We start from the raw sequence: 13,907 nt of genomic DNA, 5'->3' as shown, positions 1-13,907 counted from the left end.
GAGGCACTCGGTTATACTGTGGGACTTTCGTAGTATTGTCCTTAGACGCGAGTCGTCGATAGTGTGATGTGAGGGCGGGTTAGATGCCCATTAAAATAAAAAATAAGTAGATATCTAACGATTGAACATACTCGAGACGAATGTGTTTAACCATTAGATATTTATTTTTTATATAGGGGAAAAAAAGGGGGGGAGAAACGTTGTCGTATCAAAAAAGAGTGGCGTCCTTAATGATATTAGATTCCATCATTGTACTTACTGCAATTTATGTCAGTTATCTCATTATCAATCCAACTTTACGAATATTTACATATCAGACGCTGTTTTTTATGTCATTCATCTTACTCGTCAGTCATCATCTATTTGCAGGGGCTTACAACCTGTATAAAAAAGCATGGGAATATGCAAGTGTCGGTGAATTGATTGCGATCGCAAAAGCCGTGACTTTGTCTATTTTTACAACGGCGATTGTACAACAATTTGTCTTCCACGATATTTATTTTCGAGCTCTAGCGATAACGTGGATGCTCCATATCTTATTAATCGGGGGTTCGCGTTTCTCCTGGAGAGTACTCCGCGATCGCTATATTAAACCGAAAAAAGATGTCAAGCGTGCTCTGATTGTCGGTGCAGGTGCAGCGGGAACGATGCTAGCAAGACAGCTGCTAAAAAGCTATGACAGTGGCATTCAACCAATTGCATTTATTGATGACGATCCAGCTAAGTACAAATTACAAATTCACGGGTTGAACGTCGAAGGAGATTCCAAGTGGATTGGCCGTGTAGTAGAAAAACTAAAAATTGATAAAATCATCATTGCCATTCCTTCCTTGAAGAAAGAAGAAATGAAGGCTATCTATGAAGAATGTGCCAAGACCAATGCCAAGACCGTCATCATGCCTCTTATTGAGGATGTCATGCTCGGGAGTGTATCGGTGAACCAATTCCGTGATGTGGAGGTCGAGGATCTCCTTGGCCGCGAACCAGTGGAACTCGATAGTAAGAGCATTCAAGAAAAGCTAACAGGAAAGACGATTCTCGTAACAGGTGCCGGCGGCTCAATTGGTTCGGAAATCTGCCGCCAGGTATGCAGCTTCCACCCAGAAAGAATTCTCCTTCTTGGTCATGGAGAGAACTCCATTTACCAGATCGATATAGAGCTGCGAAACAAATATCAGGACGGTTTGGAAATCATTCCTGTGATCGCTGATGTTCAGGACAGACAGCGTATCTTTGACGTAATCGAGCAGTATCAGCCAGATGTCGTCTATCATGCAGCGGCCCATAAGCATGTGCCACTGATGGAATATAATCCGAAGGAAGCAGTCAAGAACAATGTCCTCGGAACGAAAAATGTTGCGGAGGCAGCCGACACATTTGGCGTCGGCACATTTGTACTTGTCTCCTCCGACAAAGCGGTCAACCCAACAAATGTCATGGGCTCGACAAAACGAATTGCCGAAATGCTGATTCAGCAACTAGCTAAAGGAAGCAATACGAAATTTGTTGCGGTCAGATTCGGGAATGTCCTAGGAAGTCGCGGAAGTGTTATTCCGTTATTCAAAAAGCAAATTCAGGCTGGTGGACCGGTTACCGTCACCCACCCGGATATGACACGCTACTTCATGACAATCCCTGAGGCCTCAAGACTCGTGATGCAGGCTGGGGCTCTTGCACGAGGTGGAGAAATCTTTGTCCTTGATATGGGTGAACCAATCAAGATCGTGGATCTTGCTCGTAACCTTATTCGTCTCTCTGGCTATACAATAGAAGAAATCGGGATCGAATTCTCGGGAATTCGTCCTGGAGAGAAGATGTTCGAAGAATTATTAAATGAAAATGAAGTCCATAAGGAAGCCATATTCCCGAAAATTTTCATTGGAAAGACCACCTTACAGCCACAGGAAGAGATTGATTATTTGCTGAGGAAATATAAGGATATGAGTGAAAAAGAGCTTGCGGACTATGTACTTGATTTAGCAAATAATCGTCGAGTATTGGTGGAGATGGTGGCGAATTAATAAGGGTCAAAGTAACAGGGTTTGAGAAAGGCTGTTTTCGTACGGATTGTTGTTTTTGGAATGGCTTTACTACCAGCCATTCCGTTCCATTCTAAGCTTGCGATACGCATAGAATGAGCCGCACTTTTCTCTGTTAGCTTCATAAATGGACTGCCTAAACAAGGTTAAATCTATATATTTTTAGTGTAAAGGCAACAATATTTGAGAAAAGTGCCTTTAGAAAAGAGCTTTAAAGGAAGGGATTAAGTGAAAAAAGTAAGAAAAGCGATTATTCCGGCAGCTGGCTTAGGGACCAGATTTCTCCCTGCAACAAAGGCCATGCCAAAGGAAATGCTGCCGATCGTGGACAAGCCAACGATTCAATATATTGTCGAGGAAGCTGTTGCTTCTGGAATTGAAGATATTATTATCGTCACAGGGAAAGGGAAACGTGCAATCGAGGATCATTTCGACATTGCCTTTGAGCTTGAGCAAAACCTTGCGGAAAAAGGAAAACTTAATCTGTTAGAAAAGGTGCGTTATTCTACCAATCTTGCAGACATCCATTATATTCGCCAGAAGGAGCCAAAGGGCCTTGGACATGCCGTTTGGTGTGCCCGTAACTTCATTGGTGATGAACCGTTTGCCGTTTTACTTGGGGATGACATTGTTCAAAGTGAGACCCCGTGCTTAAGACAGTTAATTGAACAGTATGAGGAAACTCATTCCTCGGTGATTGGGGTTCAGACAGTTCCGGATAATGAGACTCATCGCTATGGGATTGTAGAACCTTCGATTCAAACTGAAAGAAGGTATCAGGTGGAGAATTTTGTGGAGAAGCCGGCACCTGGTACCGCACCATCTAATCTTGCGATTATGGGTCGATACATTCTCACTCCGGAAATTTTTATGTTCCTTGATAAGCAGGAGACAGGTTCTGGTGGAGAAATCCAGCTAACCGATGCGATTCAGCAGCTGAACCAAATCCAGCGTGTCTTTGCCTATGATTTTGAGGGTAAACGATATGATGTAGGGGAGAAGCTTGGGTTTGTGAAGACGACGTTGGAGTTTGCTTTGCAGGATGAGGGGTTGCGGGAAGAGTTGTTGGGGTATATGGAGGAGATGTTGGGGAAGAATAAGGTAATTTGAGGCTAGTTGATTTGGGAGTTCCTGTGGTTGCGGGATGACGGTTTCATAGCTAATGTACATAGTTAAGAGAAACTCGAAGCTCTTCAAATTATTGATTTTAACTATCATCTCTAATAATTTTTAATTTTCAAATAATATGTTTATTAACGTTTATCTTTGACCATACTGGATATTAAATAAATATCCAGAGGTGTTGATTGAAAGATGAATCGTACTAAAGGTTTTAAACAAAGGTTCCAAAAAAGCTTTGCAAACTCTAAAGGATTAACATTGGTAGAACTACTTGCTGTCCTTGCAATAATGGGACTTGTCGCTGGTATCGCAATTCCTTCGGTTCATAGCACATTAGCAAAAGCAAAAGTAGATATTTGCGAACTTAACGCAACACAGCTTGAGAAAATGTATGAATCCCATTTAATCGCTAATGATTTGGAGCATACGGATCAACTGTTTGTAACTTTTATGAAGGCAAACCTTGACGACTCTACTGAGGATTATCGTTATTTCGATGGAGAAGTACAGTGTACCATTCACCCAAAGGATAACACTGAAAAAGAGGGCGAAGTTCCTTATTTATAATTATTAATTATCTTATACAGGCTGTCTGACAATTTATTTGTCAGTGACAGCCTGTTGTTTTGTTGTTTTAGTTTTGATTTGGAGGTAGTGGTTTTGGGGGCCTTGCGGCCTTGTGAGTTACTGGAGATTATTGAATGGTGGTGGGGAAGTAAGAATGGTCGATAGATAACCACAACATATTGTGTTAAAATCAGTGAAAAATCACAAAAATATACAATATATAGGATTTATCTATATAACATAGTACCATTTTGTTAGTATATAAAGATAAAATGGCTAAAATCGGGCATTTTGGATTTTTAAAACGTTGATTTGACGGGCTTTTTAAATTCCTGAAAATGGAAAAATGATTGAATAAACATTGGGAAGTGAGAATGGTTTATAGACCAACACGATATATAGTGTGTAAACACCCACGGAAATCAATAAATAACACAAAATATGGAATTTGTCTATTGCGCATACTGGTCTTGGGGTTACTATGGAGTAGATAAATTGGCTATTTGGAAAATTTAGGGACCTGAAAACGTTGATTTGACGGGCTTTTTAAGTGTGAATATTCTGAAAACAGATTGAATCCAGTTAAGGAACTGACTATCATAGTTAGATTGAACGTTAGAAACCTTGAGGGATAAGGGGTTGAGGCGTTTTTAGTGAGGATTATAGATTGATTGAATGGTTTATATAATAGGAAGAAACTCGGTTTAGGGTGACAAATGCAAGAATATCTATTTCGTATTTACTTCGTAGATTGAATAGATATTACGAGGTGAGTATCGTAATAAGATAACGAAACACAATATATAGTGTCTATTTTCGATATATTGCACAAAATATACTACATGTTGATTTTTTCATCTATTTCGCATATTGCATATATAATGCGAGGTGAGTATCGGAAATCGATAACAAAACACAATATGTAGTATTGGAAATCAGTTTTTAACAACAAAGCATACTATATGTTGATATTTTTATCTATTTCTCATATTGAATATTATTTACGAGGTGGCTATCAGTAGTAGATAACAATTTTAGTGGTTTAGTAGTTGGTTGGAGTTTTGAAGATTCCAAGTAAGTCCTAATCTACTAAAGAACAAATTTTAAGGAGTGTAGCTGGATGTATATGAAGGTTAAAAGATTGATAGATATCATTCTTTCTTTAATAGGACTTATTGTCTTATCACCCATATTTTTAATTCTAATCATTGCTATTAAAATGGATTCAAGAGGCCCGGTTCTATTTAAGCAAAAGCGTGTAGGGATTAACAAGACACATTTCAACATCTTGAAATTCCGTACGATGAGAATAGATACACCGAAGGACACTCCAACTCACTTATTAGGTAATCCAGAACAGTATATCACAAAGATGGGTAAATTTCTGAGAAAAACTTCACTTGATGAGCTGCCGCAGATCTGGAATATATTTGTTGGCCAGATGAGTATTATTGGGCCTAGGCCTGCGCTATGGAATCAATATGATCTAATTGCTGAACGAGATAAATATGGCGCTAATGACGTACCACCTGGATTGACAGGTTGGGCACAGATTAATGGTAGGGATGAGCTTCCTATTGAGATTAAATCCAAGCTGGATGGGGAGTATGTTGAGAAGATTAGTTTCTGGATGGATGTTAAGTGTTTTTTTGGGACCATTGTGAGCGTAGCGAAGAGTGATGGGGTTGTTGAAGGCGGGACTGGAACTACAGCGAAGAAAGAAGGTCCTAGTAGTAAAGGGCAGATAATAGAATAAAGAATGGAGATTTAATGAATGGAAAATCAAGATTTAGTATCGATTATTACACCTGCTTATAATTGTGGACAATATATATCTGAAACAATTGACAGCGTGGTTGCTCAAACTTACTTCAATTGGGAAATGATTATAGTCAACGATAAGTCAACCGATAATACTGAAGAAGTAATTAGAAAATATATAAAAAAAGATTCAAGAATAAAATTAATAAATCTAAATGAGAATTCTGGTGCAGCCTTTGCACGTAACAAAGCTTTAGAAAAAGCAAACGGCCGTTTTATAGCTTTTCTTGATTCGGATGATAAATGGAAAAAGGACAAGTTATCTAAACAAATTGATTTTATGTTAAGTAATAACTTTGGTTTTACGTTTACATCCTACGAGTATATTAAAGATGAAAAAAATAATAAAGATAAAATCTTTTGTGTTCCACAATCGCTCAATTATAGCCAAGCTCTAAAAAACACTATTATCGGGTGTTTAACTGTAGTAATAGACAAAAATATTATTGGTGATTTTAGGATGCCCTTAGTTAGGCGAGGACAAGACAATTTAACTTGGCTAATGATACTTAAGAAAGGACATATTGCATATGGCCTGAATGAAAGCCTCGCTGAGTATAGACGAGTGAGTGGATCTTTATCAAACAATAAGTTTAAAGCTTTAAAAAGACAATGGTCTAATTATAGAAATGTCATTAAATTACCGCTGATAAAATGTATTTATTACTATTTGTTTTACGTTTTAAATAATGTTAAAAAGTATTATTTTTCCTAACTAAAAAAACCAATATTAAAAAGGACTGTGAATCGAAAAATGAGAATCACTATAGCTGGAACTGGTTACGTGGGATTATCAAATGCTATTTTACTAGCTCAACATAATCAAGTTATTGCTCTTGATATTATTCAAGAGAAAGTAGATATGATTAATAATAAAAAATCTCCTATCATTGATAACGAGATTGAGGAATTTCTAGCTACTAAAGATTTAAATTTGATTGCAACAACAGATAATTATAAAGCTTATAAAGATGCAGAATATGTTATAGTCTCTACTCCAACAGATTACGATCCAGATAAGAATTATTTTAATACAAGAACTGTTGAAGCAGTCATAGCTAATGTATTATCTATCAATCCTGATGCTGTAATGGTTATCAAATCAACAGTTCCTGTTGGGTATACAGAGAAAATTAAAGAGAAGTTTGAAACAGACAATATTATTTTCTCACCTGAATTTTTACGTGAAGGAAAGGCACTTTATGATAACTTGTATCCTTCACGTATAATTGTTGGTGAACAGTCCGATAGAGCTAAAGTATTTGCTAACTTACTTGTTCAAGGAGCTATTAAAGAAGATATTCCTGTTTTATTTACAAATTCAACTGAAGCGGAAGCTATTAAACTATTTGCTAACACTTACCTTGCGATGAGAGTCGCTTTTTTTAATGAGCTAGATTCATATGCAGAAGTTAGAGGATTAGACAGTAAGCAGATTATTGATGGGGTTGGGCTTGACCCACGCATTGGTACTCATTATAACAACCCTTCATTTGGTTATGGCGGTTACTGCCTGCCTAAAGACACAAAACAGTTACTAGCGAATTATGCGGATGTTCCTAATAATATAATGACAGCCATTGTTGATGCAAATAGAACTAGAAAAGATCACATTGCTGAAATGATTATTAAGAAGAATCCTAAGATTGTTGGTATCTATAGGCTTACCATGAAAATGGACTCAGATAACTTTAGACAATCAGCTATCCAGGGTGTTATGAAGCGTATTAAAGCTAAGGGAATTGAAGTGGTTGTATATGAGCCCGTTCTTCATGAGGAGAAATTCTTTAATTCTAGGGTAATTAATGACTTCGAAGAGTTTAAGAGAATTTCAGATGTCATTGTTGCTAATCGATTGTCTAATGATTTACGTGATGTAGAGGACAAGGTATATACAAGGGATTTGTTTAGTAGGGATTAATAAGGTGTATGCAAATGCACAAAGATTAAGGAAGGTAATATATGAAAAAGATTTATGTTGCTACAAAAGCAAGGGGGTTCTTATTGAACCTGTTCAATAGTGAATTTGATAATATTGAGTTTATTAATGATCCTAAAAAAATATATGAAACAAATTCAAAGCGGAAAATATTAATATCTAAGCTAGTAAAATCTAGGATTGCTGATCACCTAGGCTTAATCCAAAGGATAAGGGTCAAAAAAGGTTTTTTTGAAGGTGCATTCAGCTATAATCGGTTTCTAAAATCAGAAGCAGAATATGTAATATACCTAGAGAACCCATTAGCTTTGGTACATTATTCAACGGGCAGAAATAAAACTTTGCTAAGCAAAGGTAGACTAAGAAAGTATCTTAGTGACCCAAAATTAAAATCTATTATTTGCCTATCTAAGGCGTGTTATGAGACTGTTAATCAATTTTACTCAATACCTAATAGTGTGAAAATTAGTCAATTATATCCTCTTGTTAAGGCTAATGATTTGACAAGTCAAGAAAGTATTAGAGTCAAATGTCGAAAAGAAGTGATTACATGCTTATTCATTTCTTCTAATTTCAAATTAAAAGGAGGTAGAGATATTTTACTAGCCTTTAAAAAACTTAAAGATTTGGGAGTTAACAATGTAAAGCTAAAAATTATTACTCAATTAGATTCAATTGATATGAGTGTCCAAAAAGAAATTGAAGAAAATGAAAATGTAAGCATATCTGACTTTAAGTTTAGCAAAGAAGATCTAAATTTGGTATATAACGACTCTTGTATTCTATTAAATCCAACCAGGCAAGATAGTTTTTCATTAGTGGTTCTAGAAGCAATGAAATCTGGAAATGCAGTACTAACAACAGACTTATATGCAATACCAGAAATGGTAAAAAATGGGTACAATGGTTATTTAACAAAACCAAAATTCAGATTCTTTAATTATGACAATTTGCCTAATGAGAATGTTTGGAATAATAGGGAGGGTACGATTTATTCAGACTATATCGACTATAATATTGTTGATTTCTTATTTAATAAGATAATGTTTTTAAACACAAATAGAGATGAACTAGTTAGAATGGCGTTAAACTCTTTCAAGATATCTAATAGTGGTGATTTCAATGAGAATTTCATTAAAGATAAGTGGAATAAGATACTTTTAGATATTAAATAAATTGTTTAATTAAGTAAAGCCGATTTTATTTGAAAACTTTATTCTAGTCTTATTCAAGATATTTTAATATCTTTAGTCAAAGTTTTTGAAGGTTCCCACATATAATTAATTCAGTTTTCAGAAAGGAATTTAAAATGAAACTGCTGATTGCTGCACCTGATTATGCTAATCCAAATGAAAAAAGTAAAATGATGTATCTGCATGTTAGAAACTTATACTATAAGCAAAAAGGAATTTGTATAACTATCTTGAATTTTCGTGCTAATGAAAACTATACAATCGACGGGATTAAGGTGATTACACTAGATGAATATAATAAAAATCAGTCTGAGAAATATGATGTTCTCGTTTGCCATGCTCCCAATATAAGGCAACATTATAAGTTCCTAAAGAAATATGAGAGGAACTTTCCAAAAATAGTATTTTTCTTTCATGGACACGAAGTAGTGAGAATTAATGCGGTATATCCAAAACCATATTATTTTAAAAAACAATCTAAAAGAGTAATGCGGCTTGTACAGGATATTTATGATACATTAAAGTTAAAATTATGGAAAGATTACTTTACTAAAGTAGCTAATAAGTCTCATTTTGTGTTTGTTAGTAGAGAGCTTTATAATGATTTTTTGCATTGGACAAAAATAAATCCAACTGTTTTAGTAGGTAAGTATTCTATAATTCATAATGGTGTAGGCGAGGTGTTTGAAAAAGAAAAATATGATCAACATGTTAAAAAAGTGTATGATTTTATTACAATCCGAGGAGTATTAGATGGTTCGAATTATGGGATAGATATTGTAAATGAACTTGCTATAAATAATCCAGAGTTAAAATTCTTGGTTATTGGTAAAGGAGAGTTCTTCAATCACATAAAAAAAGCTGATAATGTTATTTGGATGGATAGGCTTTTAAAACATAATGAGATGCTAGATTTGTTAAACAAATCGAAGTGTGGTTTGTTACCTACTCGTCGAGACACTCAAGGTGTAATGACTTGTGAGATGGCGACGTATGGTATGCCAGTAATAACTTCAAACTTAAATGTATGTCATGAAATATTGGACGGTTTTAAAAATGTGGAATTTATTTCTAATGAAAATACAAAAATAGACTTACAATTTATACTTGAAAGACTCTCGGCCGGTGTACCTTATGAAAAGAGTAGTAGATACTTTGCGGATAACACTAGTGGCAAGGAAGTAGAGTTGTTAAAGAGAATTACAGGAACCACAAGGGAGTAAAATAATAGCTATCTAGAAAGGTTATAGAAAGTTATGTCATTGTTATTATCAATAATATTCATAGTAATTGTATTATGCTTTTACAAACTAGAAAGAAGAAGTGAATACAAGATTACCCCCGTTTTAGCCTTGGGAGGTCCTTATGGAATAATTATGATTCTTGTAGCTCTTATTGACACTTTTGGAAGTGATGAGAGTTACAAAATGTCTTTTTTGGTACCATTGCTAAGTTGTGTATATATTATATTTTTTTCAATAGTAGGAAGATTATTAAGTATAATTTTCTTACCAACTAGATTAGAGAGAAAAGCGGACTTAATAGAGAAGAGAAATGTTAAAGTAGGTTTTAAATATGAGAAAATTTACTTTGGTATGCTGCTAATACTACTAACCTATATAATATCTTGTTATTTATTAGCTTTTGGTGTCAGGTTACCTGAACTAACTCAGATTAAATCTTTCTTTTCTCATGGTTTGCCTGCCCATGTTACAAACTTTGTAACTGTTCTAATGATTATCAATTTTTCTTCAGCTCTTAATAATAGAGGTAACTGGAAAAGGAAAATACAATTGTTCCTAAGCGTATTTTGGGTTTTATTCTTGTTAGTAGCACAAGCTAAATATTCCATGTATATTTATGTTTTTGTACTTATATTTGAATATTCATATATAAAATATATGCGTATAAATTTTAAAAAATTGAGTGTCATAAGTATAATAGCCTCAAGTTTGTTTATTATTGTTTATATCGCTAGATTTTTGTCCGAAGGATTTAACCTTAAGAATATACCTTTTGAATTTATATTTAATCACTTTAAGTATTATTTGACTGGTTCATTTTACGCATTTTCAAAAGTATTAGAGCTTAATCTAGATGGATCAGCGGGATTTGGTATTGTTTTTGCTCCAATAATAAATATTTTAAATTTATTGTCAGGAAATAACTTTACATCAACTGTTGCAGATTTCGTTACAGTAGATTTACAAGGTTCATATACTTCAACTAATGTATTTACATTTTTTGGGGCTTTACATTATGAAACTTCTTTTATTGGTTCTATTATTTTAATTCTCATAATAGCATGTGTTGTTTATTATAATTTTTATAAAATGATCAAATACTCTAGTTTGCCAAGATTACCATTAAATAGTTACTTATGTGCAGTATTGGCTTTATCTTTCTTTAATAACTTTTTCGGAACCTTTAATGTTTGGGAAATAGCCTTGTCTTTATTGATTATTTCGTTTGCTGAGAGAGTGGATATTAAGGAGAAACAAAGTTTTAATCAACTGAATCAAAAAAAACTATTAATATTAAAATAAATATTATAATTTGAGATTAGGTTTTATTCATTTTGTATTTTATTCAAATGAATAAAATAATAGTAGTTATAGCATATTAGAATGTGATATGGGGTGGAAATTTGAATATTTATTATATATCCGAGTTTAGTGATAGGGGGCATAATGCAGGAAGTAAAGCCCGAAATGATATAGAAAAAATGTTTGAAGATTTTGAATGGCGAAAAATTAACAATAATGCTATCGTGTCTAAAATGAGCGAAAGAAATAGTAAATATTTCGCTAAAAGTTTTATAGGTGCTTTACAATTATTTTTCAAAATTATAGCCATAAAAAAGGGAGTTATTTTTTGCCAGTATCCCGTCGTTAAAGGCCCGATTTTACATCGTGCATTAAATATTGCAAAAAAGAAAAATAAACTATGCTTTATTATTCATGATATAGATGCTTTGAGGGCTCCAAAAGAGCAAAGAAATAATCTATTAGATAATGAAATAGTTTTATTAAATAAAGCTTCAGCTCTCATTGTACACAATAATAATATGAGGGAAGTGCTAGAGGGAAATGGGTTAACTGTAAAGGTTGTTGAAGAACTTAATTTATTTGATTATCTTGCAGTTAAATCAACTCCAAAACCTAGAGAAATATCAAGAACAGTAGTTTATGCTGGGAATTTAAAAAAGGGTAGTTTCCTTGATGAATTATCAAGCTTAAAAGAGCTTAATTTTCAATTGAACTTATATGGATCAAATTTTGATAGTAATCGCATACAAAATGAAAATATAGTTTATAAGGGCAGTTTTGCTCCAAATGAGGTAGTAGAAAATTTAGATGGGAGCTTTGGTTTAGTATGGGATGGCCCTTCAATAGAAACGTGTGACGGTTTATTCGGAGAATATACTAGGTATAACAATCCACATAAGTTATCGTTATATGTTGCAGCAGGATTGCCGGTAATCGTTTGGTCTAAAGCTGCGATATCAAAATTTGTAACTGAAAACAATATAGGTTTTACAATAGACAGTTTGTCGGAAATCCCTAACCGATTTAATGATTTAGACGATACTTCTTATAATGAATACATTAAAAATATAAATAATTTACGAGATAAGACGCGCTCTGGTTTCTATACAGAAAAGGCTATTGTGCAAGTAATAGAAAGAATAGAACCTTAATAATAAATAGTCACAGTGAATTTTAGGATTTAAAAACGATTAGATAAGTGAAAGAGGATTTTGACGATAAGGAAGTTAAGAATGGGGAATAGTATAGCAAAAAATCTAATGTATAACGTCCTGCTTCAAGTAGTAACTATAATTCTTCCATTAATTACACTACCTTATGTATCTAGAGTAATTGGGGCAGAAGGAATAGGTACTTATGGTTATACATTGTCCATCACACAGTTTTTTATTATTATCGGTACTCTAGGTATGACAACATATGGTAATCGACAGATTGCGTATACACGTAATGATAAAGAAAAGATGTCGAGAACCTTTTGGTCAATTCTATTATTGCGGTTTATAACTACAGGAATTGCGACTTTACTCTATTCAATATTATTTTGGAACAATGAAGAATACCATTTGGTATTTATGATTCAAACACTGAATTTAATTGCAGCTATGGTAGATATATCTTGGTTGTTTATGGGGCTTGAAGATTTCAAGAAGACTGTTATACGAAATTTAGCAGTTAAGATAATAGGGGTATGCTTAATATTTATTTTTGTAAAGACAAAAAATGATACAAACCTATATGTATTGATAAATGTGCTAATGATGTTAATAGGAAACCTTGTATTATGGATGTATTTACCAAAGACTGTAAGTAAAGTAAAGCTTAAATTTGAAGATTTGACTTTACATTTAGTACCAGCCATACAACTATTTATACCGCAAATAGCAATTCAAGTATATGCAGTGCTTGATAAGGCTATGCTTGGATTCCTTACAAATGTTAGCGAAGTTGGTTACTATGATCAAGCACAAAAAATTATTAAGGCTGCGTTGTCTTTAGTAACAGCTTTAGGGGTAGTTATGTTACCAAGGATGAGCAATATTTTTGCTACTGGTGACAAAAAGACTATGAATAAGTATCTAAACTCAAGTCTAAAAGGTGTTGCATATATAGCTATTCCGATGAGTATTGGGATAGCTAGTATTTCTTATGAGTTTGTACCTTGGTTTTTTGGTTTAGGTTTTGAATCAGTAACTTATTTACTCATACTTTTAGCGCCAATATTATTTTTTATAGCAATGAGTAATGTAATGGGAATGCAATACTTATTACCGGCTAATAGAACAAAAGAGTTTACAATCTCTGTTATCGTTGGTGTTATTGTGAATGTAATGTTTAATATAGCATTGATACCACTATTGAAATCAGCAGGTGCTGCTATTGGAACTGTTATTGCTGAATTTTCTGTAGCAATAGTACAATACTATTTCTTAAGAAATGAAATAAATAAAAAAGATTATCTGATTTCGGTATTGAAGTATGCTACAGCAGCTTTTCTGATGTTTATTATTGTAAGAACGATTGGATATATAATGCAGGATGGATTTTTAACAATTTTAGTCCAAAGTTCTTTGGGACTATGTTTTTATGTAATGATTTTATGGATATTAAGAGAAAAACTAAATAATAAGATTATTTCAATCCTAATACGCAAAGTAAAAAATAGGGGGTAAGTGTA

The 13,907-nt window shown here is 33.7% G+C and carries 11 protein-coding genes; all 11 read left to right on the top strand.

Going from position 1 to position 13,907, the window contains the following annotated elements:
• Positions 1 to 200: 200 nt before the first annotated feature.
• The 11 genes from J2S07_RS02470 to J2S07_RS02420 all read left to right on the top strand — a co-directional run bounded on the left by J2S07_RS02470 (position 201) and on the right by J2S07_RS02420 (position 13,902).
• On the top strand, positions 201 to 2,021 hold the full coding sequence (locus tag J2S07_RS02470) for a polysaccharide biosynthesis protein (protein ID WP_307148816.1): 1,821 nt from the start codon (positions 201 to 203) through the stop codon (positions 2,019 to 2,021).
• A gap of 246 nt (positions 2,022 to 2,267) precedes the next feature.
• A complete protein-coding gene (gene galU, locus J2S07_RS02465; RefSeq protein WP_307148815.1) occupies positions 2,268 to 3,149 on the top strand; it encodes a UTP--glucose-1-phosphate uridylyltransferase GalU in 882 nt (293 codons plus the stop codon).
• Between the two features lie 204 nt (positions 3,150 to 3,353).
• On the top strand, positions 3,354 to 3,728 hold the full coding sequence (locus J2S07_RS02460; RefSeq protein WP_307148814.1) for a type II secretion system protein: 375 nt from the start codon (positions 3,354 to 3,356) through the stop codon (positions 3,726 to 3,728).
• 1,120 nt (positions 3,729 to 4,848) lie between these two features.
• A complete protein-coding gene (locus tag J2S07_RS02455; RefSeq protein ID WP_307148813.1) occupies positions 4,849 to 5,484 on the top strand; it encodes a sugar transferase in 636 nt (211 codons plus the stop codon).
• An 18-nt stretch (positions 5,485 to 5,502) separates the two neighbouring features.
• The gene (locus J2S07_RS02450) at positions 5,503 to 6,264 is read left to right on the top strand and encodes a glycosyltransferase family 2 protein (RefSeq protein ID WP_307148812.1); all 762 of its coding nucleotides are present in this window, start codon (positions 5,503 to 5,505) and stop codon (positions 6,262 to 6,264) included.
• 39 nt (positions 6,265 to 6,303) lie between these two features.
• Positions 6,304 to 7,470, top strand: a complete 1,167-nt coding sequence (locus J2S07_RS02445; protein ID WP_307148811.1) for a nucleotide sugar dehydrogenase — start codon at positions 6,304 to 6,306, stop codon at positions 7,468 to 7,470.
• A 41-nt stretch (positions 7,471 to 7,511) separates the two neighbouring features.
• Entirely contained in the window at positions 7,512 to 8,663 is a 1,152-nt protein-coding gene (locus J2S07_RS02440; protein ID WP_307148810.1) for a glycosyltransferase family 4 protein, read from the top strand.
• A 134-nt stretch (positions 8,664 to 8,797) separates the two neighbouring features.
• Positions 8,798 to 9,904, top strand: a complete 1,107-nt coding sequence (locus J2S07_RS02435; RefSeq protein WP_307148809.1) for a glycosyltransferase — start codon at positions 8,798 to 8,800, stop codon at positions 9,902 to 9,904.
• Between the two features lie 33 nt (positions 9,905 to 9,937).
• On the top strand, positions 9,938 to 11,227 hold the full coding sequence (locus J2S07_RS02430) for a DUF6337 family protein (RefSeq protein ID WP_307148808.1): 1,290 nt from the start codon (positions 9,938 to 9,940) through the stop codon (positions 11,225 to 11,227).
• A 101-nt stretch (positions 11,228 to 11,328) separates the two neighbouring features.
• Entirely contained in the window at positions 11,329 to 12,381 is a 1,053-nt protein-coding gene (locus J2S07_RS02425) for a glycosyltransferase (protein ID WP_307148807.1), read from the top strand.
• 81 nt (positions 12,382 to 12,462) lie between these two features.
• Positions 12,463 to 13,902, top strand: coding sequence for a flippase (locus J2S07_RS02420; RefSeq protein ID WP_307148806.1), 1,440 nt, complete (start codon positions 12,463 to 12,465; stop codon positions 13,900 to 13,902).
• The last annotated feature ends 5 nt before the right edge of the window (positions 13,903 to 13,907 follow it).

This window comes from Anoxybacillus andreesenii, assembly GCF_030813005.1.
Taxonomy (GTDB): Bacteria; Bacillota; Bacilli; order Bacillales; family Cytobacillaceae; genus Robertmurraya; species Robertmurraya andreesenii.
The sequence above is the reverse complement of the archived record's forward strand: the minus strand, read 5'-3'. Positions and strand labels throughout refer to the sequence as shown.